Below are 23,837 nucleotides of genomic sequence, written 5' to 3' on the forward strand. Positions count from 1 at the left end.
AATGTGGGCCGACTAATGCTCGGCCCACATCCGCAAACGAGGTACCTGATGCTCTATCCCGATACGGTCCAACGCGACCCGCTTGTCCACAAGCCAAAATTCATTGCCCTAACAATTTTCCTATCAATGCTGGTGTTTGCCGCGATAAATTTGAATGGGACCATCATTGGAGAACTGATGCGCCCCGTGATCGGCGAGCCATCGGAATCGGGTCTATTTGGGCGCTTATCTACTGGGCTAGTGCTGGGCATTTTGTTTGCCGTTAACATTGTTCTTATAGGGTTTTTGCGGTTCCGTTGGCAGGTTTTGGTCGTTTGGCTAGAGCTTTTGGCACTATTCTTAAGCTTTTTCTATAGCTTTGATCTGAACTTTGAATTCATCCGCTCCAAACTCTGGTTCATGATCACCCAAGGTGTGTTCACCACCCTTTATGTATCGGCAATTTCAATTGTACTTGCTTCGATTGTGGCCATTTTTGGCGCCGTTGCCAAGCTGTCGTCAAATGGGTTTGCCTTCGCCATGGCCAGTTTTTACACATCCTTCTTTCGGGGCTTGCCGCTTTTGATGCAGATATATCTGATCTATCTAGGCTTGCCGCAACTGGGCTATGTAATTGATGCGGTGCCTGCAGGGATCCTAGCTTTAACCCTGTGCTATGGCGCATATATGACTGAAATCTTCCGCGCTGGAATTCAATCCATCCCTAAAGGCCAGTGGGAGGCATCCCGCGCCCTGGGCGTTCAGTTTGGCCTGACAATGCGCCGGGTGATCTTGCCGCAATCCATGCCGGTTATCATTCCTCCCACCGGAAACCAGTTTATTGCCATGCTCAAAGACAGCTCGTTGATTTCAGTCATCGGCGTTTGGGAATTGATGTTCATTGCTCGGACTGCAGGTGCAAAAGAATTCAAACACATGGAGATGCTAATCACAGCCGCTCTGATCTATTGGATTTTGTCAATCTGTCTTGAGCTTGTTCAAACGCGGATCGAACGCCACTTCCGCACACAAAGTCACTAAAGGAATACGTTATGTCAGATCCAATCATCACAATGCGCGGCGTCAACAAATGGTACGGCAAATACCATGCTCTGCGGGACGTCAATTTTTCGGTCAAACAGGGCGAGCGGATTGTGATCTGTGGCCCCTCAGGGTCCGGTAAATCCACGTTGATCCGCACCTTGAACTGGCTTGAGGCTCATCAGGAGGGAACGATCACGATCGATGACATCGAATTGCACCCAAAAATGCGAAAGATTGATCAGGTGCGCATGGAAGTCGGTATGGTGTTTCAACATTTCAACCTCTTCCCTCACATGAGCGTTCTGGAAAACCTCATGTTTGCCCCAATTTGGGTGCGTGGCCTTTCTGAACCAGAGGCCCGCGAAATTGCCATGACATATCTGGAACGGGTGCATATTCCTGAACATGCGGAAAAATATCCTGGTCAGCTTTCAGGTGGACAACAACAACGCGTGGCGATTGCACGTGCGCTGTGTATGAATCCAAAGGTGATGTTGTTTGATGAACCGACTTCGGCGCTTGATCCGGAAATGGTGTCTGAAGTGTTGGATGTCATGACTGAGCTTGCACGTGATGGCATGACAATGGTTTGTGTGACCCACGAAATGGGGTTCGCCAAAGCCGTCGCGGATCGGGTGATCTTTATGGATGCAGGCGAAATCATCGAAGAAGCCGATCCGCATAATTTCTTTGATGCCCCCCAAAATGAACGTACCAAAGCCTTCCTCGGCCAAATCCTGCAGCACTAAGGGTAAACCATGAAAATACTTATTCTCGGATGTGGTAAATGGGGTCGGCCATTTTGCGTGGTTGGCTCATTGAGGGCATGTCACCATCGGATGTGACCGCCATTGATCCGCACTCCAACTCTTTTGTCCGCTAACTATGTGACAAAGGTTTGCAGCTAAATCCCGACGTTCTAACAAGAGCCGGATATTGCGCTGATAGCGGTCAGCCACAGATCATTCAAGCAGCAGCCTCAGGCAGTGGACAACGGCTCCCGTTACATCTCTGGCGGCTTTGCTGAATGGCTGGACAAACAGAGCATGAAGCATGTCCAGGATGCGCCATTCCATCCACAAACCCAAGGCAAAATCACCTCTCGGGACATTTGCTGTGCAAATACCCTGCGGGTCAGTGGAACGCTGGCACCACACGATGAAGAACCCTGTTCTGCTGGAAAGTTACGACTTACCGCGCGATCTTGAACAGAAAACCAAGGCTTTCGTCGCCCCCTACAACAACCAGCGCAACCACGAAAGCCTGAACAACGTCACACCTGCAGACGTGTACTTCGGGCGAAACAAAGCAATTCTAAGAGAACAGCAAAAGATCAAAACGCAGACAATCCGACAACGCCGCTTGCAACATCAAAAACAAGCCGCATAATCAATCACACAAACGAACCAGAGCCTCCGATGCTCAAACACTCCGATGTCCAACTTTATATGACTACAGACATGGTGGTTAGCGGCACGTCAATTTTAATGCACATGATCCGTCTGATCATTGTCCGCAGTTTTTCGGGAATTGGCAGCTCTTGATAGGCGGGTGTGACTGGCATGTTTTTCTAAATTGTTGATCAATGTAATATGTATCCAACATCAAACGAGCCCGAGCAAGGTTTAACTTTTAAGACACTTTTTGCTTCACCCATCGCCAATACACTTGGATAGCCACGGAAAGTCAGTGCCTTGATTGAAAACGATGATCGCTGTGAAAAGCGGTCAGGATCAGGATGTATTGGAACTGCACCAAAATTTGACTGCATTATCGAACTCTGCTTTGTGAAATGCTGAGGGGTCTTCGCCAAAACGTTCAACGCGTCGCGCGCTGTCAAAAAAACCGGGAGCTGGCAAACCACCCCGCGTCTTGCTGATGACAAGCGCTGCTATCAGCGGATGGCCTGCAGCGGCGTCCTCTTCAATCAAGCATTCCAAGGCCATCGTGATTTGGTGAATCGTGTTTGGCGGCGATAGCTGCATGGATTTGGCGAGCGCGTGATATGTAACGGGAACATCGTGTCTTGTGAGGTCGCTGAGGTACGCGCGAACCTGTGCTGCCAGCGCATTACCTGCATGCTCAGGTATGTTCTGTGTCGTTTCAGGAGGTCGCATATTTTCCGCCTTACCCAGACCGCTAATGATCCGCATTCTTCCATTTGACCGGTGTCAGATAAACGATGTTATCATTCGCGCTGACCATGACTTCGCCATCCTGAATGTTCACTTGTAGTTTCATCGTGCGGCTTGCCAGTTGTTCCAATGCGCTGGTGTCTGTTTCAGAAAGATTGACCACCTGCAAATTGCCAAATCGGGCCGTATTGTTTTTAATCTTATCCCACCAGATTTCAGATGCTTTACCGCCGTAACTATAGATAATCACCTCATCAGCTTTGCCGCAGGATTGGCGAATGATTTTTTCGCTCGGAAGCCCGAGGGCCACCCACAACTCAAGCTCATCACTCAGGCTTTTCTGCCAGATGTCGGGTTCATCGTCTGTTGACAGCCCTTTGGTCAGCTCAAGGCGCTCGTCCGCATTCAAGGCGAAAGCAACAAGACGTACCATAAGCCTTTCGTCGGTTTCAGAAGGATGTTTCGCGACGGTCAGTTTATGAGTTTCGTAATAGTGACGATCCATGTCAGACACGGACAATTCAACTTTATAGATTGTAGATTTTTGTGCCATGTAGGGTCTCGCAATAAATATTCTAAAGGTGACTAATCTGTCTGGCCGTGTTGTGGAAGCAGATAAACGAAAGACTGTCGCTTATTGTACCAGCATCGATGCTCCTCACCTCAAAGTCATTCCGGGGATGGCACTTACTGTACAACTCCTCAAAGTCTATGTTGTGAGCCCCTCACAACGGACCTTCAGAACGAAACAGTAGCTGCAAAAGGCCGTTTGTCTAACTTTGCAAAACTGCTATTTGCCAGAACTGACCAATGCTGCGTTGCGCATAAAGGTCTGCTATAAGACTCGAAGTGGTCAGATTATGCTAAGCACAAGATGGCAATGTCATTTATCGAAGGCTGAAAAATGAACAAAATAAAAGGCCGTTTAACCGACATATTTAGTCTCCCAACCGATGATTCCGGGCAACCCCGGTCTGTTCTTATACTTGACCATCTTACACACATCCCTGAGATCGGAGATGTTCTTCACGTAGCCAATCGTAACTTGCCGATTGCCCAAGTTGATAGACAACGGATGCGAAGCTGCCTGACAGGCTGGCCGCTGATTGGTCTTGGCAGTATCGGGGTACTCGTCAACGAGCCAACGGACGAATTGAAACTGTTAGTAAAGCATACAAACCGTCTTTGGGTAACTTGGGCACCGAAAGCAGATTTACCATGGCATTTCAAGACAGACGACCTTCCTACTTTCACTCGCTTGAACGAAGACTGGAACGCACATCCAAATGATGTGGCTCTTAGGCTAGAACAAAACGGTGACGAGCTAATCGCTCGTATGAAACCAAATCCGTACGTTTATCGCCAATATGCGAAAGTACCCGAAATCGCTGTTAGATTCAAAAGCTGTTCCAATTACCGCGTTACGTCAGTAAATGACCATGGCTGGTATTTGGGTCAGTGCCGTTTCAGTGGGCTTGCACCAAAATGGGGCGAGTTTTACGAAATTTCAGGCAAAACCCGGGACGACATGAATTCTACTCCTTGGATCAAGATGGAAGGCGCCGGCGCGAGACATTTTCATTTCTATTTGAAAGATGAAACCCTCGAAATCAAATCACAAGATTGGGTGCTTGAACCCGAAATCCGATCTTCGAGCTAACGTTTCTAATAGTAGAAAAGCCCCCCTTATAGAACTTGGCAGCGCAATGCTGCTGCAACAATGTTGCCAATGCCCCCTTCGGAGAAGCTGCAATGAGGCAAAACCAGGCAATATGAACGCACGGCTGGAAGAGATCCCCGACCCACTACTGCGTTCAAGTGATTGGAGCGATAACTAGCGGACAGATTTCCGGCATCCTCGAACAAGAACGAGTCGTTTTTCGACATGAGGTACATATACGCTGGCGTATTTCCGCCTTGCTACCGCTTAAACACAAAAGCAGTGCTTGAATGGCGGGCAAGTTTGCCAATAAAAAGGCGCTGCATCATTCAGCAGATGGCAGTGCAACGGAATATAGACGTTATTCATGACAACAGATGACACACCAAATCAGAAGGGCTGGCTCATGTCGCTGGTTTTGATGCTGTCGGTTCTCGTGTGGTCCGTTTCCCAACCCCTTATGCATGGTACATCTCTGCCAGAAGGCGCTATTGCTGCGCAAACAGAGATCGTGATTGATCACGAGCACGGCGTCGAAGGGGACATACTCCCTGAATGGTCCATCCATGGGCATTCACACAATGCAGCGGATCATGAACACCAATTGATGGTGTTACTGCCCGGCCGTGGCGAACCATCTTTCTTTGCTTTTTCCACCCGCAAGACCATCCAAGCGGTGTTGGGAACATCAACCCTGCAGGACCCATTGGAGCGGCCTCCTCGCGTCTGAATGTCTCGCTCAAGCGGACAATCCACTTATAACTTCAGACAATTCGGAGACATCTAATGTACCCTTCTTTTTGGAGGCGTATTGGCATTGTTGGTTTTGCAACCAGAATGTCATCTGCCCTCTTTATTCTTGTGCTGCTTTTTGGAGCAACCAAAGCCAGCGCTCACAATGTTACCCCCGGTGATGCGGGCTATATTCAGGAAATCTATGGGATCAATCTAATCCCGTTTTTGTATCTGGGGGCCAAACACATGGTCACCGGTTACGATCACATTCTATTCCTGTTCGGCGTTATCTTCTTTCTCTACAGAATGCAGCATGTCGCCATCTACGTTAGCCTATTTGCCCTTGGTCATTCGACAACCATGTTATTGGGTGTTTGGTTCGGCTGGAATGTAAACGCCTATCTGATCGACGCGATCATAGGACTATCGGTAATTTACAAAGCACTGGATAACCTCGGGGCCTATCAACGGTGGTTTGGTTTCCATCCAAACACGAAAATTGCCACGCTTATCTTTGGGCTGTTTCACGGTTTGGGGCTTGCTACCAAAATTCTAGATTATGACATCGCGCCAGATGGGCTTTTGCCAAATCTTCTGGCGTTCAATGTTGGGGTAGAATTGGGTCAGACTCTGGCTCTGGCCGTGATCTTAATTGTGATGGGATTTTGGCGCCGGACCAACGGTTTCCTACACCATGCATACACCGCGAATGTGGCGATGATGACCGCAGGCTTCATCCTTGTCGGCTATCAATTGACCGGCCTTTTTACAGCCGTCTGATCTAAGGACTATTGTTATGTTTAATACTGAAAAACCAAACCTCGAAGATTTGCCAAGCTCCAAGCAGCTGTTAAAATCCACATATCTAGCGGCGGCCGCAGCGGGTGCACTTCTGATCACTGTCGTCTTACCCGCCGAATATGGGATCGATCCCACAGGCGTCGGTCGCTTAATAGGATTGAAAGAAATGGGTGAAATCAAATCACAATTGGCAGAAGAGGCTGAGCAAGATGCCGTGCAGTCGTCAGTTGGTGGAGGTATCTACAATTTTCTGATCGGAACAGCTTATGCTCAAGAGGTTGAGCTTTGGACAGATGAAATTTCATTTACACTTGCTTCTGGTGAGGGAATTGAATGGAAAATCACGATGGAAGACAACGCCATTGCAGAATTTGATTGGTTCACGGATGGCGGTCGCATAAATTTTGACCTGCATGGTGATGCACCTGGCCAAAGTATCTCGTATGAAAAAGGTCGGGGTCAAAGCGCGGCGCGCGGAGAGATCGTCGCAGCATTTTCAGGAAATCACGGATGGTTTTTTCGAAACCGTGGCAGTGGGCCCGTCACGGTCTCACTAAGATTACGTGGTGCCTATGGTGAATTAATCCAGACCTTCTAAACATTTAGCCCGGCCGCAAACGTGGCCGGGCTTTGAATGCGTTCTAACTCGAATTAAGGTACGGAAGCTTTATCAGCATTGCTGCATACGAAGCTCGCGTACACATTCCAAAAGCGGGGTTGAATACTGCGATTTATCTTTTGCAAGCCGAAACAGCGGGACGGATATACTAATTGCCGCCACGGGCTGAGCTTGGTCATCAAGGATAGCCGCACCAAAACATACGATACCCTCTTCGTTTTCTTGATCGTCAAAGATAAACCCCTGAGAACGGCATCTTTCAATTTGCGCGCGCAATTGATCAGGATCAGTCGTGGTAAACCGAGTAATAGGTTTCATTTCTACTGCACCAAGGTGTTTGAGCAGATCTTCATCGGTCAGCGCTGAAAGATAAGCTTTGCCCACCCCGCTGGAATGAAGCGGCACAAAAGTACCGATAGTAGAACTCATCCGCACAGTTTGCAGGCTTTCTATTTTATCAATGTAAACAAGCCCCTCGCCGCTTGGAACGGCAAGATGCACGGTTTCCCCTGTGCTGTCCCTAAGGCGGGTTATTGGCTCTCGTGCGGTATCGCGGATGTCGGATTTTACCAAAGCAGTACGCGCAAGATGAATAAGCCGAAGGCCCGGTTTATAGGTCTTTTCGTACGTTTGAACAATCAGCTCTTCGGCTTCTAATCCCTGCAATAGACGATACAGTGTCGGGCGGGTGAAATCACATTCTGCCAATAGATCTTGAAGTGTGGGCGGAATCTGACGATCGCAGATATGCTGAAGTAAACTGATACTACGCGCAAAGCTTTGCGTACCTTGAACCTGTTTCGACATGCGCGTCCTTCTCTGGTTGACCTAAGGGGTGAGCTGACCTTAAATGTGTCCACATAATGAATCACATGACCATAATATGGACAAATGGTGAAGCGCAATAGGAAAGCAGCGAAATGCCACTGACAGAAACCGATGAAAACCCGCGTGTACCTTATAAACATCCAATGCCGCAGGACGCTTTGCCCGAAATCGTGGTCCCTGATGCGCTCGCCGAAAATGATCCACGCATGTGGGTGCAGCAATCTGAGCATGTTTTCTTCCGCCCACTTTGCCTCAATGTCTCGCAAGGATATTGGATGAATTTACTCAAGGTCACAAAATCTGGCGTGCTTTCGCGTCATCGGCACCCCAACGCTGTGCATGGGTTTGTGTTAAAGGGGCGTTGGCATTACTTAGAACATGATTGGGAAGCCCGCGAAGGCGGCTATGTTTTTGAACCTCCTGGTGAAACACACACGTTGGTTGTGCCCGACGACGTGGAAGAAATGATCACTTACTTTCAGGTGAACGGCGTCATGTATTATGTTGACCCCGATGGAAACCATCTAGGTTATGAAGATGTGTTTACCAAAATTGACATGTGTCGTGCCCATTTTGAAAAAGTGGGTTTGGGCGCTGATTACGTCAAAAACTTTATCCGGTAAAAGAGCATGAGCAATGTAACGTATAACTTTGCAGGGCGTACCGCCATCGTCACCGGTGGCTCTGCTGGAATTGGTGCAGAAATCGCGCGTCACTATGCATCAGCGGGCGCCAATGTTGCGATCTGGGATCTAACTGAGCCTGAAAATGCCCCGACAGACGCGATGTTCTGCAAAGTGGACATCAGTCAGCCGGATCAGATTTCAGATGCGGTCGCTAAAACGCGGTCCGTTTTTGGTGGCATTGATTTTCTGTCGCATAACGCAGGCTATGCTGGGCCAACTTTGCCGGTGGTGGAAAACGATCCGAATATCTGGGCCAGAGTGATCGAGGTGAACCTCACAGGTACATTCCATCTCGCACAAGCTATCGTTCCCGTGATGCAGGAGCGTGGTTTTGGCCGTGTCGTCAATATGGCCTCGTTGGCAGGAAAGGAAGGCACCCCTAACGCCTCAGCCTACTCCGCTGCCAAGGCTGGTGTCATTGGATTCACAAAATCATTAGCCAAGGAGCTGGCCCAAAGTGATATTCGCGTAAATTGTATTGCGCCTGCCGCCATCAAAACTGCCATTCTGGATCAAATGACACCAGAATTTGTGCAGGTCATGATTGATAAATCGCCAATGAAACGTTTGGGATGGGTCGAAGAAGCCGCCCGAATGGTCATGTGGCTTTCATCGGAAGACTGCACATTCAACAGCGGCGCCGTTTTTGATCTGTCTGGTGGCCGCGCCACATACTGATAGCAAAATGATTGATCAACGATGATTGCCTAGATCATCATGATAATGCTTTCAAAAGCTTGGTCGCTGTTTTCTTTTGGGGAACAGCGATCGGCTCCAAAACGCCCTCTATCCATTAAAACATAGTTGGGAAAAGGCAGAACGCCGCAGTTAGCGCCTATAGGGGCTTTCCATTTCTCGGTAGGTCACACGGCATTAAATTGCCTTTATTTAGCCCACCTGCCTGCAAAATTATGTGTTCATCTGCTTACAGTTCAATTGAGAAAATGTAAGGGTACACCATGTTAGACAGCGAAAAACATCCTTCAAAAGTCGTTTGGAGTCAGCTCGGTCAGGAAACATTTAATTCAAAGACTGATGACAAAGAGCCTCCTTTTCCGGTGACCACTCCGAGCGATGACGCACCAAAGCCGTGTTACAATGATTGGGCCAGCATCTAAGCCCTAATATTTAGGTGAATTGCAGAGCGAGATCAGATATTGCTAGGCTATGACACCTGTATCTTCAATTCGTAATCTTGGTCCGGCTATGGATGCCGCCTGTGCCAAAGCTGGTATTCATTCTGCCGAAGACCTTCGGGCCCTTGGCACGGACGAAGCGTATCGCCGTCTTTTACAAAGTGGCGTGCGCCCCCATTTCATTGGTTATTATGTTTTGGAAATGGGGCTACAAGGCCGCCCTTGGAACGACTGCAAGGGCGATGAGAAAAAAGCGCTGCGCAAGCGGTTCGACATCCTCAAAGCCACAGCATTTGACACGCACAGGTCTGATTTTGAACGAAAACTCAATGAAATCGGAATTATCGAGATTCGATAACCGATAGAGTTACCAATCGGTAAATTTGCAGCACGCATTTCATATCTAATATTAATCCAAAAGGTGTCTTTTCCTCGAACTTATTTTAACGAGGACACTATGCCAGTAATCGACCCTATTCTTGTAAACACCACCACCGCCGGCAATCAAGTCAACCCAAAAGCCGCGCAAAACAAATTTGGCGAAATAGCCGTCTGTTGGACACAGCGCAAACTAACAGGCGTTCGGGACCACGACCAAATCATCGTCCAACTCTACGATGCCACAGGCCAGAAAATTGGCGGAGAGTTGCTTATCAACGATGCTGCCAGCAACGTAGATGCCAAATACTCTCCTTCCCAATCATTGGCCGGACTGTACCCACAATCGGATGGCACCTTTATTGTCGCGATGACAGGCGCAAAAAGTAGCTCGAATGGAATAATCCAAAGTGCGTTTGCCCGAAAAATCAATAGAGATGGAACATTTTCCACCGACTTAACCGAAATCATTGATACCACTGCGGACGGCAGCATCTCCCCTCCATACATGAAAATACATGTAACATCAGAAGGAATTGCCGTCACCATCGCATATATGACACCAACGCCAACCGTAACCTATCCATGGTCTGGGCTATACGGTTCAATATTTGATTTGAACACTACCAACACACCTACCTGGATGCCTCTTGATACTCAGGCCGCACTGATTGGGCACCCTCGTTACATACATCACATCGATGAAAAAACGATTGGCATAGTTTCACACCAAAGTGGAAACATCTATCACAGCCAATTCGACATTGAAGCTAAATCTGTTGTTGAAAGCAAGTTACTCATCACAGAAACATCCACATTTAGTAATACAATTGAGCTGCATAATGGCTATTTTGCCAATTTTTGGGGCGCGGGCGGCGAAGCATTTGCACAGGTATTTGAACCCAACGGTACGCCATACACCAAAACAATTCTAGCCCCCGATTTGGGTACGCAGGTCACAAAAACTGCATTTCGTGACACCCTAAATGGGTTTCATTGGGTCATGTATGGCCCTGTAGATGGGTCGAATAGCTATTATGAGTTTTTTAACAAATACGGGGGGGCCGAGTACACAGATCCACGTCTGTGCGAAGAGTTCATCATAAAAAAACCAAGTGAATTTTTTGGCCTACCTCTCCACGACGGTGGCCATTTAAAAGTGTGGACAAGCAGCTACGGAACCCCACTAGATGATGACGACGGCTATGGGGTCTACATGGCTCGCTTTGATAAAACGAATACGCCGGTCAACGTCGATACACCCTTCACGTTGGAATACTTAGCGCAAAACACTGGTGTCCCTGCTAGTGGTTCCGGCGGTACTGGTGGTGGTACCTCCGGTGGCACTGGTGGTGGCACGTCGGGCGGTACTGGTGGTGGTACAGGATCAGTATCTTGCTGTGCGTCTGGCGTAAACATCACGGTACATGTGCACAACAACGATGATTGCTGCGGATCATAAAACAAAAAAGCTCGCGCAATTGCGCGAGCTTTTCATTGGGTAAGCTGCTAAAGCTTAGCCAACCAATTCAAGACCTGAGAAGAAGAATGCGATTTCTTCTGCTGCGGTTTCTGGTGCGTCTGAACCGTGAACTGAGTTTTCACCGATGGACAAAGCGTATTCTTTACGGATTGTGCCTGCATCTGCGTCAGCTGGGTTTGTTGCGCCCATAACTTCGCGGTTTTTCGCGATTGCGTTTTCGCCTTCGAGAACCTGAACAACGATTGGCTCAGAGATCATGAATTCACACAGTTCGCCAAAGAAAGGACGCTCTGAGTGAACACCGTAGAACTGCTGAGCTTGAGCCAAAGTCAACTGGATGCGCTTAGATGCAACAACGCGCAGGCCTGCTTCTTCGAATTTTGCAACGATCGCACCAGTAAGGTTGCGTTTTGTTGCGTCTGGTTTCACGATGGAAAAGGTGCGCTCTAGAGCCATGTCGATCTCTTTTCTGATAAGAATTTGCAATTTCTTCCGGTCGCCCGGATATTGGCGCCCGACTACCATAGCCCCAGCGCTGTGGGAAGGGGGAATTCGCACCAAAATGCGGGTGTTTTGCCTCAGAGCGCGGACAGGCGTTGACCTTCTTTGCACATTGAGGCATCGGGGGGCATGCTTAAGCTTTCAGATATATCATATTCCGTCGAAGGTCGCCCTCTGTTTGAGGGCGCGTCAGCCACAATCCCCACTGGGCACAAGGTCGGCCTTGTTGGCCCCAATGGTGCAGGCAAAACCACCCTATTCCGGATGATCCGGGGGGAATTGGCGCTTGAGGGTGGCGACATTTCAATGCCATCGCGCGCCCGTGTGGGTGGTGTTGCCCAAGAGGTGCCGTCGTCATCGACCTCATTGATCGACACAGTTCTTGCGGCCGACAAAGAACGTGCCACCCTAATGGCCGAATCTGAAACCGCCACGGACCCCAGCCGTATCGCAGACATTCAAACACGGCTCGCGGATATTGATGCGTGGTCTGCCGAGGGGCGTGCCTCTTCTATTTTGCGTGGCTTGGGTTTTGATGCCGAAGCACAACGCCGCCCTTGCGCTGATTTCTCAGGCGGATGGCGGATGCGGGTTGCGCTTGCCGCGATCCTTTTTTCTGAACCCGATCTGTTGCTATTGGACGAACCGACCAACTACCTTGATCTTGAGGGCGCGCTTTGGCTGGAAAACTACCTGTCAAAGTACCCCCACACCGTGATCATCATCAGCCACGACCGTGGTCTTTTGAACCGAGCCGTCGGCGCTATTTTGCACCTCGAAGAAAGAAAGCTGCACTACTACACCGGGACGTATGATCAGTTCGCAAAGCTGCGGGCGGAACGCCGTGCTATTCAGGCAGCCCAAGCCAAAAAGCAAGAGTTGCGCAAAGCGCATTTGCAGAGCTTTGTTGATCGTTTTAAGGCCAAAGCCTCAAAAGCAAAGCAAGCCCAATCGCGGGTTAAGATGCTCGAAAAGATGACAACGATAACAGCGCCCGAGGATGCGGCGCGTGCGGTTTTCACCTTCCCGGAGCCAGAAGAGCTGTCGCCACCGATCATTTCCACCGAAGGCGTTTCAGTGGGATATGATGGCACGATCATTCTAAAAGGTCTGAACCTGCGTATTGATCAAGATGATCGCATCGCGTTGCTTGGGAAAAATGGCGAAGGCAAATCCACCCTCGCCAAGTTGCTTTCAGAACGCTTGACCCCGATGGGCGGGCGAATGACGTCGTCTTCCAAGTTACGTGTTGGGTTCTTTGCCCAGCATCAGGTGGATGAACTTTATGTTGATGAAACTCCCATTCAACACCTCATGCGTGAACGCCCCTCAGAAGGCCAAGCTCGCCTGCGCGCGCGGCTTGCCAGTTTTGGGCTTGGTGCTGATCAGGCGGATACGCAGGTTGGACGGCTCTCAGGGGGACAAAAAGCACGGCTTTCGCTGCTATTGGCCACCCTACCCGCCCCGCATCTGTTGATCCTCGATGAGCCAACAAACCACCTTGATATTGAAAGCCGCGAAGCACTTGTCGAAGCGCTGACCGCCTATACGGGCGCGGTGATTTTGGTCAGCCACGATATGCACTTGCTGAGCCTTGTTGCAGACCGTTTGTGGCTGGTGAAAAACGGCAGCGTCACCCCGTATGAAGAAGATCTAGAAGCCTATCGTAAACTCCTTTTGGCGCGGGATGCCCCCGTCAAAGCGGCTAAGGTAAAACCGGCGGCCCCTAAACGCGCGCCCCAAGAAGTTCTTAAAACACTGCGCTCAGACGTCAAGAAATGCGAAGAACGCTTGACCAAACTGAGCGATATGGCTGATAAATTGGTGAAAAAGCTCGCTGATCCTGAACTTTATGATGGGGATCGCGCGGGCGAAGTCGAGGTTTGGCAAAAGAAATACGGCGAAGTTCGCAACGCCGTTGACCGTGCCGAAGAGCTTTGGCTAAAGGCCCAAGAAAAGTTAGAAAAAGCACAGGGATAGGCGAATTCCGATGGAACTAGAGGCAATCATCACCGCATTTATCACGCTTTTGGTGGTGATTGACCCCATCGGGCTCGCTCCATTATTTGTCGCGCTAACCTCTGGAATGCCAAATGAACAGCGCCGTGCAATTGGCCTGCGGGCCTGTGCAACAGGGGCAGTTTTGCTCACCTTGTTTGGCATGTTTGGAGAAGCTGTACTAGGCTTTGCCGGTATTTCGCTCTCGGCGTTTCGCATTGCCGGGGGGATACTCTTATTCCTGACCGCGCTCGATATGTTGTTTGAACGCCGCACGCAGCGCCGCAAAGGACAATCTGCCCAAGCGCACGATCCGTCCATCTTCCCGCTTGCGACACCGTTGATCGCAGGCCCCGGCGCGATTGCCTCAATGATTTTGCTTATCGGAACAGGTGGCGGAACATGGACAGCTACATTTACAGTGATCGGTGTCATGCTTGTGGTGATTGCTGTTGTTTTCCTCTTTTTCCTCAGTGCCGGATTGATTGAACGTGCCCTGGGGGAGACCGGCACAAATGTTGTCACCCGCCTATTGGGTATGCTTTTGGCCGCACTTTCTGTTCAATTTGTCGTGGATGGCATTATGTCTCTGGCTGTAATTTCCGGATAAATCCCCATATAAGACTTGCAAACAAAAGAGGTTTCTATGGGCGGCGACGATTTCGGACAATTGGTATATCTGGGGCTGCTGGGCGCGGCCGTAGTTGCTTGGTTTATTTCTCAAAACCGAAATTCAATGGGCAAAACCCTACAACAAGCGATGGTCTGGGGGTTGTTGTTTGTTGGTGTGATTGCCGCTTACGGCCTTTGGGGGGATATTCGCCGCGCTGCTATTCCACAACAACACTATCAATCTGACAGCGTCGTTGAAATCCCGCGCAGCCGTGACGGGCATTACAATTTAGTTTTGGTTATCAACAACCAAGCTGTCGAATTTACAGTCGATACCGGGGCGACCCATATGGTTTTATCGGCCCAAGATGCCGAGGCTATTGGTATTGACCCCAATAGCCTATCTTACTTTGGTCAGGCCCAAACAGCCAACGGCATTGTTGGCACGGCTCGGGTCAATCTTGAAACTGTTGAACTGGGCCCCATTATTGATCGCAACGTTTCAGCCCAAGTCAACGGCGGTGAAATGTCAGGGTCATTGCTGGGCATGTCCTATCTCAACCGCTTTAACCGCATCGAGATTAACAATGGCGTCTTAACGCTTGAACGATAACGGTTTAATCCGGGTTACTTTCGGCTTTCTTCACCCATGATCCCATATCTTGTGCCCAGTATTGGGCCGCACAGCCTGCGCCTGTGATTGCTTTCCACTGCCCTCGGGCGTGCTGAACAGCATCGGGATCATTTCCATCAAACAGAATACACACACGATCTGAGTTCGTGATTTCATCCGACGAAACCTCAGCCCCACCAACCGACATAATACAGCTAGCGCCATTTGGGATATCGCCCAATGTCGTCAATAAAATGGGTTGCTCGGCATCAAAACCGGTCCCTTGTTTGCCGTGGGGCAGAAATCCGTCCTCTGCCCCCAGCCATAAGAGTTGATCAAGCCAATCGATCATGCCCTCATTGCGGCCGCGCACAACAACACGCCATCCTACCTGTTGGGCCTTACCAAGTAACATTGGCAAGGTCACATCAAGCGGGCTTTCGGTGAGGTGATAAAAATACGCGGCCCCCATGTGTTAACCTTCCAACATATCGCGAACCATGCGATCCAGCGCCATAACGCCCCAACCTGTCGCACCACCCGGCGCGAGGTCTGTTCCACCCTTAACGCTCGCTACACCAGCGATATCTAGGTGAATCCATGGCATATCTTCTTGCACAAACCGCTGAAGGAATTGCGCGGCAGTGATGGAGCCTGCCGGACGGCCGCCTACGTTCATCATATCCGCAACTCGGGATTTGAGTTGCTTGTCATAAGCGGCACCCAAAGGCATGCGCCAAGCGCCTTCGCCCTCAGCTGCGGCGGCCTTTAGGAATTGATTACATAGGACGTCGTTGTTTGAAAACACACCTGCGTTTTCATGGCCAAGACCAATAATGATCGCACCGGTCAGTGTTGCCAGATCAATCAGACCCGTCGGTTCAAAACGCTCTTGTGCATACCACATCACGTCACAAAGCACGAGCCGCCCTTCAGCGTCTGTATTGATGACTTCGACTGTGTCGCCTTTCATAGAGCGCACAACATCACCAGGGCGGGTTGCATTGCCATCAGGCATGTTTTCAACCAAACCAACAAGCCCAACAACATTGGCCTTAGCCTTGCGCAGCGCGAGTGTACGCATGACGCCGGATACAACACCGGCACCCCCCATATCCATGGTCATATCTTCCATGCCACCTGCGGGTTTGATGCTGATGCCGCCCGTGTCGAACACCACACCTTTGCCAACCAAGGCGAACGGCTTTTCATCTTCAGCGCCGCCTTTCCATTGCATCACAACAACCTTTGATGGGCTGACAGACCCCTGCCCAACCGCCAATAGCGTGCGCATACCCAGCTTTTCCAGATCAGCCTCTTCGAGGATTTCAACCTCAAGCCCGAGTTCCTGCATCGCTGCCAACCGCGCGGCGAAATCATCGGTGGTCAAAATGTTGGCAGGCTCATTCACCAAATCACGGGTGAAAAATACGCCTTCTGCAACAGCAGCCATTGGGCCAGCTTCTGCTGCGACTTCTTCTGGTTTTGACACCATAAAGGTCACGTCACCTTGGGCAACTGCGTCTGCTGTTTTATGATCGGTAAAATCATAGTCACGCAGAGCAACTCCAAAAGAGATGTCTGCCGATTTGTTTAAATTCCCAGCGAGTACAAGAACCGGTGCATTTGCTTTGGCTTTGGCGATTGCCGCCCCCGCCTTGCGTGCATCTTCAACTGCTGAACGGCGATCAAGACGCACAACCAACAACGAATCTGCTGCCATACCAACAGGCCAAGCCAATTCGCGCATTTCGCCGGGCTGCATTTTTGCGAAACCTTCGCTTTCGGCCAAACGTTTTAGCGCGCCCCGCGTTAGGCGATTCACCCGACGCGCGGTGATGTCCATCTTGCCTTCTTCGCCCAAAAAGACCGCGACGCGCCCTTCCCAATCAGCAATGGCGTCTAGTTCTACGTCTTTGAAATGGATGGCTACGGGCGTTGTCATGCGTTTCTCCAATAAGCAGGGTTTTGCTATTCGTAGTCTGCTCTGCGCCAATTGACCAGATAGCAGTTTTCCCGCGCTTTCAATTGGGTTAACTTGCGCTACGTTACGAAAGCAAGGGGGCAGGATTGGTGGCGAGATTCGACAGGTATATGCTGTCGCAGCTCATGATGCTGTTTGGCTTTTTCTCACTGATTTTGGTGATGGTCTATTGGGTCAACCAAGCTGTAGTGCTGTTCGATCAATTAATTGCTGATGGGCAATCTGCAACTGTATTTCTAGAATTCACAGCGCTGACACTTCCAAACGTTATTCGCGTCGTTCTTCCGATTTCTGCTTTTATTGCAGCAGTCTACGCAACCAACAGACTGTCCAGTGAAAGCGAACTCGTGGTCATGCAGGCCACGGGGTTTAGTGGTTTTCGCCTTGCGCGCCCGGTTTTATACTTTGGTTTGATCGTCGCAGCCTTATTATCCGTGTTGTCGCATTTTCTAGAACCAATGGCCTCGCGCCAGCTCGAAGAGCGCCGTACAGAAATCGCGCAAAATGTATCTGCTGGATTGTTAAGCGAAGGCGAATTTTTACATCCGGCCACGGGCATTACCTTTTATATTCGCGAAATTACCCCCGTTTCTGAACTGCTGGATATTTTTCTGACCGACACGCGCGAAGAAAACATCGAGTTAACCTACAGCGCACGCCGTGCCTTTTTGGCCAATACCGATGCAGGGCCGAAGTTGTTGATGTTTGATGGGCTGGCAATGAATCTTGACCGTTCGACCCAACGTCTGTTCACCACACGATTTGAAGAATTTGCTTTCGATATCTCGGGCCTTGTCGATATTGAAAATCTAGGTCCGCCCCAACCGAGCGCATTAACAACGTTTGAAATTTTATCCCTCGACATCACCGCTCTGGAAACTGTTGGCACCTCTCGCAGTGATGTAAATTTCATCGTTATGGATCGGATTGCACAGCCGTTGCTTGCGGTGGTCACGCCTTTGGTTGGGTTTGCCTGTTTACTGCTTGGCGGGTTTTCGCGGTTTGGGATTTGGCGGCAAATCATTCTTGCTATTGCCATGCTTGTTGTCATTAAGGCAGCGGATAACTCGGCCTCGGACATCGCGATTTCGAACCCAGGATTGGAAGTCGTTATGTTACTACCCTCAGTTATGGGCGTAACGATTGCCACTGCTCTCTTGTGGCTCAGTGCGCACCCGACCCTGTTCTCGCGGCGACGGAGAACCGCTCAATGAAACTTCATGTTTATTTTGCCCGCAAATTTGCGATGGCATTAATGCTAGTCGGCGGCGTGTTAAGCGGTATTTTAGTCCTGATCGAAATGGTTGAGCAATCACGGCGCTACGGTCAACACGGCGCAGGCTTTTCCGATGTTCTAACGCTTTCCGTGTTAAAAGTCCCAGAAACGCTTTATGAAATGCTGCCGCTGATTGTGATCTTGGCGACGCTTACCCTGTTCTTAGGCCTTGCACGCAGCTCTGAAATGGTTGTGACACGGGCAGCTGGACGATCTGCGCTTCGCGCTTTGATCGCGCCTTGTATTGTCGCGGCGTTATTTGGGGCTGTTGCTGTGGCCGCTTTTAACCCGATTGTAGCTGCGACAAGCAAGGAATATGAAAACCGGGCAAATGCCTTTGTTACCGGGCGTAGCAGTAGCTTTTCGGTTTCTTCAGAAGGATTGTGGTTGCGCCAAGGGGACGCAAGCGGTCAAACTGTCATTTATGCAGATCACGCTAATCTAGATGGCACAGTCTTATGGCAAACGAGCTTTCTGACGTTTTCACCTGATGGAGTTGCTTTGCGTCGCCTGACCGCCAACCGTGCTGAGCTACAGGATGGAGGATGGAAACTATCCAACGTCAAAATCTGGCCACTCACCGGTAGCGACAACCCAGAACGCGACGCCGGGACGCATGAAGAACTGATATTGCCATCAAGCCTGACCCCGGAACAAATCAGAGACAGCTTTGGCACCCCGAATTCTATTCCGATATGGGAATTACCCGCCTTTATCTCTCGGCTAGAAAATGCCGGTTTTTCCGCCCGCCAACACAAGGTTTGGTTTCAATTGGAGCTTGCACTACCACTACTATTTATCGCAATGGTACTGGTGGGGGCGACCTTTACACTGCGCCACACGCGTTTTGGGCGCACAGGTGTGATGGTATTGGCTGCGATATTAATGGGGTTTGCCTTGTTCTTTATTCGAAACTTTGCTCAGGTCTTAGCTGAAAGCGGGCAAATTCCCGCGATCTTAGCGGCTTGGGCCCCCCCGATTGCGGCAATTTTCCTTAGCCTCGCCGCTCTGCTACATTTGGAGGACGGTTGATGCGTCGTTTTCTAAAACCGGTTCTCGCTGCGCTGATCGCTTGTAGTGCCACCTCTGGCCTCGCTCAGTCGCGTGCTGTCTTGATTGCAGATTCTGTCTATACCGAAGGCCATGATCGCCTGATCGCCTCGGGCCATGTTGAAGTCTTTTTTCAAGACCGCCACTTGCGCGCCAGTCGCCTTACGTTTGATCAATCCCTTGGACGGCTCAGCATCGAAGGGCCAATCATATTAAACGATGGGGATGAAACCCTGATCCTTGCGGACAGTGCTGAACTGTCTCAAGATCTGCAAACCGGCATTCTACAAAGCGCGCGTTTGGTATTAGGTCAGCAATTGCAAATTGCAGCAACTGAAATCAACCGTGTCGAAGGACGTTATACACAGCTTTATCAAACCGTTGCATCAAGCTGTGAGGTCTGCGTCGACAACCCTATTCCGCTTTGGCAAATTCGGGCCACCCGGATCATTCATGATCAACAAGAGCGCCAGCTCTATTTTGACAATGCTCAGTTTCGTGTCATGGATGTTCCTATTTTCTGGGCTCCGCGCCTGCGGCTTCCTGATCCGACCTTGGAACGTGCAACAGGGTTTCTGACACCCAGCCTCAGATCGTCATCGCGGTTAGGTCTGGGCATCAAGGCCCCGTATTTTATTCGCATTGGCGATCATCGCGACCTGACCATCACCCCGTATTTCTCAAGCCGAACCAGAACCTTGGAACTGAGATACCGACAAGCGTTCCATAATGGTGACATTGAATTTACCGGGTCATTTACCAACGATGACCTGATCCCCAATGCAACGCGCGGTTATCTGTTTGGGTCTGGGTCCTTTGATCTGGCTCGTGATTTTGAGTTGAATTTCAATTTGGAAACCGTGTCGGATAAAAGCTACTTGCTTGACTATGGGTATTCCCCCAATGACCGCCTCGAGAGCAACATCCAGCTAACCAGAACGCGCAACGATACGTTCTTTAATGCTGAGATTATTGATTTCAAATCCCTTCGTGCAGCAGAAGACAACGCAAATATTCCCGGTCTCGTCGCAAATGTTGAATGGAACCATCGGTTTGTTCCCGGTGTTCTTGGTGGAACAGCCGAGGTCAGCGCAGAATTGTTTGCGTTTCAACGCGCGTCAAATGTGAATGGCGACCTTGGTCGGGATATGGGCCGGTTTAGCGCGCACCTCAATTGGAGACGCAATTGGGTGTCAAATAACGGCATTGTTTTTGGACTGATTGCCGATGGCGGGGCCGATTACTATACCCTTGCAGACCAAGCCCCTGGCGAGCAAGAAGGGCTCTTTTATAACGCCACGTTGGGTGGGGAAGTTTCATGGCCCTTTGCTATGACAAACTACCGTGGCATTCGCCATGTTGTCACCCCGACCGTGCAACTGCTTTGGACAGATACCAATCAAACAGGCGTCCCCAATGAGGACAGTACTCTGCTGGAATTTGACGAAGGCAACTTGTTTGCATTGTCACGTTACGCAGGTTCAAACGTATACGAGGAAGGCACACGGTTTAACGTTGGCCTAACTTGGTCACGCATTGGGCCGTCCGGTATCACCAATACGCTGTCAGCTGGACGCATTTTCCGTGATCAAGATTATGCGCAATTCACCGCGGGATCAGGGTTGACCGGTGCACAGTCTGATTGGCTCTTAGCCTATCAATTGCAGACCCCACAGAATATTACCCTGACGACTCGTGCGCTGTTTAACGACCAATTAGATCTGACACGCAACGAAACCCGTATAAGTTGGCGCGGCGAGCGACTGGATCTTGGGTCAACTTACGTTTGGCTTGACGCTGCGCCTGCGGAAAATCGGCTGGCCGTATCTGAATGGACCTTTGACACCTCTTATCGCTTTAATGATGTTTGGACAGGCACCGCAAACTGGCGGCATGACTTTCAAAGTGGTGAATTGGCCAATGCGGGCCTCGGTCTGACCTACCACGGGGAATGTGTAAAGGTTGACCTTTCCGTTTCACGTCGGTTTACATCAACAGCAATTCTACAACCGAATACCTCTTATGGCCTTACTGTTTCCCTTGTTGGGTTCGGGGCCTCGGGACAAGCACGCGGTGCATCGCGCAGCTGCATAAATTAAGAAAGAATAGACAGCATGGCACATCGGCCTCACTTTCGTTTCATTCTGGCATTTTTTACTTTGTGCTGGATGGCCTTGGCACCAAACATTGGCACTGCGCAAAATCTGTTTGCCCCAGTTGCCCGTGTGAATGACCAGCAGATAACGCAGTATGAATTCGATCAAAGAATGGCATTCATGGCATTATTGCGTGCGCCAGGGAACCCCGAAGAAGAGGCCATGAAAGGTTTGGTCGATGACCGCCTTCGTATGCAAGAAGCGCGGCGCCGTGGCGTGATCGTAAGCGAAGAGCAAATTGCGATCGGCATGGAAGAGTTTGCGCAACGCGCTGAATTATCGACTGAACAATTTTTACAAATCCTTAGCCAAGGCGGAATTACTGAAGAAACATTTCGTGATTTTGTCCGCTCGGGTCTAGCGTGGCGCGAAATCGCAGGGGGATTGTTTGCCTCTCGGGTGCAAATCTCGGAAAGCGAACTGGATCGGGCCATCGCACTCGCCTCTGGTCAGGGCGGCGTGCGCGTGTTGCTGTCAGAAATCATTCTTCCCGCGCCTGAAGGCCAAACAGACGCCCCTAGACGACGTGCACAACAACTGAGCCAAATTTCAACGCTTCCTGCCTTTGCTGCGGCGGCGCGTCAATATTCTGCATCCCCGTCGCGGGGGCGCGGTGGGCGGCTTGATTGGTTGCCAATTGGGAATTTGCCCCCAGCGATCCGGTCTCAGGTTTTGACCCTATCCCCCGGTGAAGTCACTGAACCAATTGATATTCCCGGTGGAATTATCCTGTTTCAAATGCGCGCGTTAGAAGAAACAGCCCAAGTGGTTCTCGCGACCAGCTCAATCGAATATGCAATCTACGACATTCCGGGCGGCCATTCCGCCCAAGGTGCAGCAACCGACATTCGCAACTCGGTTGATTCCTGCGATGACCTTTACGGCATTGCGCACGGCCAACCCGAAGAGGTTCTGACGCGCGTGACCCTGCCCGTTTCCGATATTCCAGAAGAAATCGCGCTTCAACTGGCGCTTTTGGACACCAACGAAGTTTCAACCAGCCTCACAAATGCATCGGGTGATACCCTGCTATTTTTGATGCTGTGTGGCCGTGTAACCGCCGCTGTCCAAGACGTTGATCGCGAAGACATTCGGAACAATCTGCGCAACCAGCGTATTGGTGCATTGGCGGAAAACTTCTTGGCTGAATTACGCGCAGACGCGACTATCATTTACCCATGACAATCGCGCCCATTGCTCTGACCTGCGGTGAACCCGCAGGCATTGGCCCCGAACTCACTGTAAAAGCATGGGAAGCCCTCAAGGAGCGGCTTCCCTTTTTTCTGATTGGCGACCCACGTCATCTTCCGCCCGGAACACCAATCGCGCCTATTACACACCCGAGTGAAGCCGCAAGCGTCATCAAAAATGCAATGCCTGTCCTCGTGCATGAATTCGCGCACCCGGCCATACCCGGCACACCGACGCTAGAGAATGCCCAGGGGGTCATTGACGTCATTGCAAAGGCCGTTTCGCTAACTCAATCCGGTGAGGCTAGCGCGGTGTGCACAAACCCGATTCATAAGAAGGTTCTGAAGGACGGGGCAAATTTTGCCTATCCCGGCCATACGGAATACCTTGCGTCCCTTGGTGGGGTAGATCATGTTGTTATGATGCTCGCCAGCCCGCTGCTACGTGTTGTCCCTGCAACAATACATATCGCCCTTTCCGAAGTACCAAGGCAACTCACCCCTGAACTTTTGGAACAGATCATCCGTATCACTCACGCCGCGTTAGAACGGGATTTTGACATTAAAAACCCGCGCCTCGCGATTGCTGGGCTTAACCCACATGCGGGCGAAGGCGGGACAATGGGGCGCGAAGAGCTACAGTTTATGACACCATTGATTTCGCGGCTGAATGAAAGTGGGGTAAATTTAGCAGGCCCAATGTCTGCCGACACTATGTTCCATGCGCGCGCGCGCGAAACCTACGATGCCGCGATTTGCATGTATCATGATCAGGCGCTCATCCCGATCAAAACGCTGGATTTTGATCGTGGGGTTAATGTAACGCTAGGCTTGCCCTTTGTTCGAACCTCACCGGACCACGGAACGGGGTTTGACATTGCAGGCCAAGGTGTTGCAAACCCAACCAGTCTAATCGAAGCGATGATACTGGCTGATACAATGGCCCGCGCCCGCTCCTCATGAGGAAAGCAAA

Annotated in this window: 24 protein-coding genes and 1 pseudogene; 19 read left to right on the forward strand and 6 right to left on the reverse strand. The window is 50.4% G+C overall.

What is annotated here, in order from left to right; genetic code table 11:
* Positions 1 to 48 precede the first annotated feature (48 nt).
* The 3 genes and pseudogenes from G9C99_RS05210 to G9C99_RS05220 form a co-directional block, all read left to right on the forward strand.
* On the forward strand, positions 49 to 1,020 hold the full coding sequence (locus G9C99_RS05210) for an amino acid ABC transporter permease (protein WP_166416405.1): 972 nt from the start codon (positions 49 to 51) through the stop codon (positions 1,018 to 1,020).
* A gap of 11 nt (positions 1,021 to 1,031) precedes the next feature.
* Positions 1,032 to 1,772, forward strand: a complete 741-nt coding sequence (locus G9C99_RS05215; RefSeq protein ID WP_166416406.1) for an amino acid ABC transporter ATP-binding protein — start codon at positions 1,032 to 1,034, stop codon at positions 1,770 to 1,772.
* A gap of 240 nt (positions 1,773 to 2,012) precedes the next feature.
* Positions 2,013 to 2,412 (forward strand): annotated as a pseudogene (locus G9C99_RS05220) (integrase core domain-containing protein); the annotation flags it as partial.
* Positions 2,413 to 2,756: 344 nt separating this feature from the next.
* Here G9C99_RS05220 and G9C99_RS05225 read toward each other — a convergent pair.
* A complete protein-coding gene (locus tag G9C99_RS05225; RefSeq protein ID WP_166416408.1) occupies positions 2,757 to 3,140 on the reverse strand; it encodes a hypothetical protein in 384 nt (127 codons plus the stop codon).
* Between the two features lie 22 nt (positions 3,141 to 3,162).
* Positions 3,163 to 3,711, reverse strand: a complete 549-nt coding sequence (locus G9C99_RS05230; protein ID WP_166416409.1) for a YaeQ family protein — start codon at positions 3,709 to 3,711, stop codon at positions 3,163 to 3,165.
* A 351-nt stretch (positions 3,712 to 4,062) separates the two neighbouring features.
* Between G9C99_RS05230 and G9C99_RS05235 the strand changes: the two genes are divergently transcribed.
* The 4 genes from G9C99_RS05235 to G9C99_RS05250 all read left to right on the forward strand — a co-directional run bounded on the left by G9C99_RS05235 (position 4,063) and on the right by G9C99_RS05250 (position 6,952).
* Positions 4,063 to 4,818: a hypothetical protein gene (locus G9C99_RS05235; protein WP_166416410.1), complete on the forward strand. Its 756-nt coding sequence runs from the start codon at positions 4,063 to 4,065 to the stop codon at positions 4,816 to 4,818.
* A 367-nt stretch (positions 4,819 to 5,185) separates the two neighbouring features.
* Complete coding sequence (locus G9C99_RS05240; RefSeq protein WP_166416411.1) at positions 5,186 to 5,548, forward strand: hypothetical protein; 363 nt, start codon at positions 5,186 to 5,188, stop codon at positions 5,546 to 5,548.
* A gap of 107 nt (positions 5,549 to 5,655) precedes the next feature.
* Positions 5,656 to 6,333, forward strand: coding sequence for a HupE/UreJ family protein (locus G9C99_RS05245; protein ID WP_231704012.1), 678 nt, complete (start codon positions 5,656 to 5,658; stop codon positions 6,331 to 6,333).
* A 16-nt stretch (positions 6,334 to 6,349) separates the two neighbouring features.
* Complete coding sequence (locus G9C99_RS05250) at positions 6,350 to 6,952, forward strand: transmembrane anchor protein (RefSeq protein WP_166416413.1); 603 nt, start codon at positions 6,350 to 6,352, stop codon at positions 6,950 to 6,952.
* 72 nt (positions 6,953 to 7,024) lie between these two features.
* Here G9C99_RS05250 and G9C99_RS05255 read toward each other — a convergent pair whose 3' ends face one another.
* Complete coding sequence (locus G9C99_RS05255) at positions 7,025 to 7,780, reverse strand: IclR family transcriptional regulator (RefSeq protein WP_166416414.1); 756 nt, start codon at positions 7,778 to 7,780, stop codon at positions 7,025 to 7,027.
* A 113-nt stretch (positions 7,781 to 7,893) separates the two neighbouring features.
* Here G9C99_RS05255 and G9C99_RS05260 point away from each other — a divergent pair, with 113 nt between their 5' ends.
* The 4 genes from G9C99_RS05260 (at position 7,894) to G9C99_RS05275 (ending at position 11,463) form a co-directional block, all read left to right on the forward strand.
* Positions 7,894 to 8,424, forward strand: a complete 531-nt coding sequence (locus G9C99_RS05260; protein ID WP_166416415.1) for a 2,4'-dihydroxyacetophenone dioxygenase family protein — start codon at positions 7,894 to 7,896, stop codon at positions 8,422 to 8,424.
* A gap of 6 nt (positions 8,425 to 8,430) precedes the next feature.
* On the forward strand, positions 8,431 to 9,165 hold the full coding sequence (locus G9C99_RS05265) for an SDR family NAD(P)-dependent oxidoreductase (RefSeq protein ID WP_166416416.1): 735 nt from the start codon (positions 8,431 to 8,433) through the stop codon (positions 9,163 to 9,165).
* Positions 9,166 to 9,654: 489 nt separating this feature from the next.
* Entirely contained in the window at positions 9,655 to 9,981 is a 327-nt protein-coding gene (locus G9C99_RS05270; RefSeq protein ID WP_166416417.1) for a TfoX/Sxy family protein, read from the forward strand.
* Positions 9,982 to 10,080: 99 nt separating this feature from the next.
* Positions 10,081 to 11,463 (forward strand): hypothetical protein, encoded by a 1,383-nt coding sequence (locus G9C99_RS05275; RefSeq protein ID WP_166416314.1) that lies wholly within the window; start codon positions 10,081 to 10,083, stop codon positions 11,461 to 11,463.
* 54 nt (positions 11,464 to 11,517) lie between these two features.
* Here the strand turns inward: G9C99_RS05275 and ndk are convergent, their stop codons facing one another.
* Positions 11,518 to 11,940 carry a nucleoside-diphosphate kinase gene (gene ndk, locus G9C99_RS05280; RefSeq protein ID WP_166416418.1) on the reverse strand — a complete coding sequence of 141 codons (423 nt, stop codon included), beginning with the start codon at positions 11,938 to 11,940 and terminating at the stop codon, positions 11,518 to 11,520.
* 174 nt (positions 11,941 to 12,114) lie between these two features.
* Between ndk and G9C99_RS05285 the strand changes: the two genes are divergently transcribed.
* From G9C99_RS05285 to G9C99_RS05295, 3 genes are read left to right on the forward strand one after another with little or no spacing between them, the layout of a single operon-like run.
* Positions 12,115 to 13,965, forward strand: coding sequence for an ABC-F family ATP-binding cassette domain-containing protein (locus G9C99_RS05285; RefSeq protein ID WP_166416419.1), 1,851 nt, complete (start codon positions 12,115 to 12,117; stop codon positions 13,963 to 13,965).
* Between the two features lie 10 nt (positions 13,966 to 13,975).
* Complete coding sequence (locus G9C99_RS05290; RefSeq protein WP_166416420.1) at positions 13,976 to 14,593, forward strand: MarC family protein; 618 nt, start codon at positions 13,976 to 13,978, stop codon at positions 14,591 to 14,593.
* 36 nt (positions 14,594 to 14,629) lie between these two features.
* Positions 14,630 to 15,208 carry a retropepsin-like aspartic protease family protein gene (locus G9C99_RS05295; protein WP_166416421.1) on the forward strand — a complete coding sequence of 193 codons (579 nt, stop codon included), beginning with the start codon at positions 14,630 to 14,632 and terminating at the stop codon, positions 15,206 to 15,208.
* A gap of 4 nt (positions 15,209 to 15,212) precedes the next feature.
* Here the strand turns inward: G9C99_RS05295 and G9C99_RS05300 are convergent, their stop codons facing one another.
* Both G9C99_RS05300 and G9C99_RS05305 read right to left on the reverse strand, forming a co-directional pair.
* Positions 15,213 to 15,680: a DNA polymerase III subunit chi gene (locus G9C99_RS05300; protein ID WP_166416422.1), complete on the reverse strand. Its 468-nt coding sequence runs from the start codon at positions 15,678 to 15,680 to the stop codon at positions 15,213 to 15,215.
* Positions 15,681 to 15,683: 3 nt separating this feature from the next.
* Complete coding sequence (locus tag G9C99_RS05305) at positions 15,684 to 17,153, reverse strand: leucyl aminopeptidase (protein WP_166416423.1); 1,470 nt, start codon at positions 17,151 to 17,153, stop codon at positions 15,684 to 15,686.
* Between the two features lie 128 nt (positions 17,154 to 17,281).
* Between G9C99_RS05305 and G9C99_RS05310 the strand changes: the two genes are divergently transcribed.
* The 5 genes from G9C99_RS05310 to pdxA are packed head-to-tail and all read left to right on the forward strand — an operon-like array spanning position 17,282 to position 23,827.
* Positions 17,282 to 18,406, forward strand: a complete 1,125-nt coding sequence (locus tag G9C99_RS05310) for an LptF/LptG family permease (RefSeq protein WP_331459974.1) — start codon at positions 17,282 to 17,284, stop codon at positions 18,404 to 18,406.
* Positions 18,403 to 19,500, forward strand: a complete 1,098-nt coding sequence (gene lptG / locus G9C99_RS05315; RefSeq protein WP_166416424.1) for an LPS export ABC transporter permease LptG — start codon at positions 18,403 to 18,405, stop codon at positions 19,498 to 19,500. Before G9C99_RS05310 ends, lptG begins: the two co-directional genes overlap by 4 nt.
* The gene (locus tag G9C99_RS05320; RefSeq protein ID WP_166416425.1) at positions 19,500 to 21,617 is read left to right on the forward strand and encodes an LPS-assembly protein LptD; all 2,118 of its coding nucleotides are present in this window, start codon (positions 19,500 to 19,502) and stop codon (positions 21,615 to 21,617) included. The genes lptG and G9C99_RS05320 overlap by 1 nt, the downstream gene beginning before the upstream one ends.
* 15 nt (positions 21,618 to 21,632) lie before the next feature.
* Positions 21,633 to 22,856, forward strand: coding sequence for a peptidylprolyl isomerase (locus G9C99_RS05325; RefSeq protein ID WP_166416426.1), 1,224 nt, complete (start codon positions 21,633 to 21,635; stop codon positions 22,854 to 22,856).
* Complete coding sequence (gene pdxA, locus G9C99_RS05330; RefSeq protein WP_166416427.1) at positions 22,853 to 23,827, forward strand: 4-hydroxythreonine-4-phosphate dehydrogenase PdxA; 975 nt, start codon at positions 22,853 to 22,855, stop codon at positions 23,825 to 23,827. Before G9C99_RS05325 ends, pdxA begins: the two co-directional genes overlap by 4 nt.
* Positions 23,828 to 23,837: the final 10 nt, after the last annotated feature.

Source organism: Cochlodiniinecator piscidefendens, from assembly GCF_011326755.1.
In the GTDB taxonomy this organism is placed as follows: domain Bacteria; phylum Pseudomonadota; class Alphaproteobacteria; order Rhodobacterales; family Rhodobacteraceae; genus Cochlodiniinecator; species Cochlodiniinecator piscidefendens.

Bases quoted from the DNA above. Each gene is read 5' to 3' on its own strand.
- G9C99_RS05210 (WP_166416405.1), top strand. From the start codon at position 49: ATGCTCTATCCCGATACGGTCCAACGCGACCCGCTTGTCCACAAGCCA.
- G9C99_RS05215 (WP_166416406.1), top strand. From the start codon at position 1,032: ATGTCAGATCCAATCATCACAATGCGCGGCGTCAACAAATGGTACGGC.
- G9C99_RS05225 (WP_166416408.1), bottom strand. From the start codon at position 3,140: ATGCGACCTCCTGAAACGACACAGAACATACCTGAGCATGCAGGTAAT.
- G9C99_RS05230 (WP_166416409.1), bottom strand. From the start codon at position 3,711: ATGGCACAAAAATCTACAATCTATAAAGTTGAATTGTCCGTGTCTGAC.
- G9C99_RS05235 (WP_166416410.1), top strand. From the start codon at position 4,063: ATGAACAAAATAAAAGGCCGTTTAACCGACATATTTAGTCTCCCAACC.
- G9C99_RS05240 (WP_166416411.1), top strand. From the start codon at position 5,186: ATGACAACAGATGACACACCAAATCAGAAGGGCTGGCTCATGTCGCTG.
- G9C99_RS05245 (WP_231704012.1), top strand. From the start codon at position 5,656: ATGTCATCTGCCCTCTTTATTCTTGTGCTGCTTTTTGGAGCAACCAAA.
- G9C99_RS05250 (WP_166416413.1), top strand. From the start codon at position 6,350: ATGTTTAATACTGAAAAACCAAACCTCGAAGATTTGCCAAGCTCCAAG.
- G9C99_RS05255 (WP_166416414.1), bottom strand. From the start codon at position 7,780: ATGTCGAAACAGGTTCAAGGTACGCAAAGCTTTGCGCGTAGTATCAGT.
- G9C99_RS05260 (WP_166416415.1), top strand. From the start codon at position 7,894: ATGCCACTGACAGAAACCGATGAAAACCCGCGTGTACCTTATAAACAT.
- G9C99_RS05265 (WP_166416416.1), top strand. From the start codon at position 8,431: ATGAGCAATGTAACGTATAACTTTGCAGGGCGTACCGCCATCGTCACC.
- G9C99_RS05270 (WP_166416417.1), top strand. From the start codon at position 9,655: ATGACACCTGTATCTTCAATTCGTAATCTTGGTCCGGCTATGGATGCC.
- G9C99_RS05275 (WP_166416314.1), top strand. From the start codon at position 10,081: ATGCCAGTAATCGACCCTATTCTTGTAAACACCACCACCGCCGGCAAT.
- ndk (WP_166416418.1), bottom strand. From the start codon at position 11,940: ATGGCTCTAGAGCGCACCTTTTCCATCGTGAAACCAGACGCAACAAAA.
- G9C99_RS05285 (WP_166416419.1), top strand. From the start codon at position 12,115: ATGCTTAAGCTTTCAGATATATCATATTCCGTCGAAGGTCGCCCTCTG.
- G9C99_RS05290 (WP_166416420.1), top strand. From the start codon at position 13,976: ATGGAACTAGAGGCAATCATCACCGCATTTATCACGCTTTTGGTGGTG.
- G9C99_RS05295 (WP_166416421.1), top strand. From the start codon at position 14,630: ATGGGCGGCGACGATTTCGGACAATTGGTATATCTGGGGCTGCTGGGC.
- G9C99_RS05300 (WP_166416422.1), bottom strand. From the start codon at position 15,680: ATGGGGGCCGCGTATTTTTATCACCTCACCGAAAGCCCGCTTGATGTG.
- G9C99_RS05305 (WP_166416423.1), bottom strand. From the start codon at position 17,153: ATGACAACGCCCGTAGCCATCCATTTCAAAGACGTAGAACTAGACGCC.
- lptG (WP_166416424.1), top strand. From the start codon at position 18,403: ATGAAACTTCATGTTTATTTTGCCCGCAAATTTGCGATGGCATTAATG.
- G9C99_RS05320 (WP_166416425.1), top strand. From the start codon at position 19,500: ATGCGTCGTTTTCTAAAACCGGTTCTCGCTGCGCTGATCGCTTGTAGT.
- G9C99_RS05325 (WP_166416426.1), top strand. From the start codon at position 21,633: ATGGCACATCGGCCTCACTTTCGTTTCATTCTGGCATTTTTTACTTTG.
- pdxA (WP_166416427.1), top strand. From the start codon at position 22,853: ATGACAATCGCGCCCATTGCTCTGACCTGCGGTGAACCCGCAGGCATT.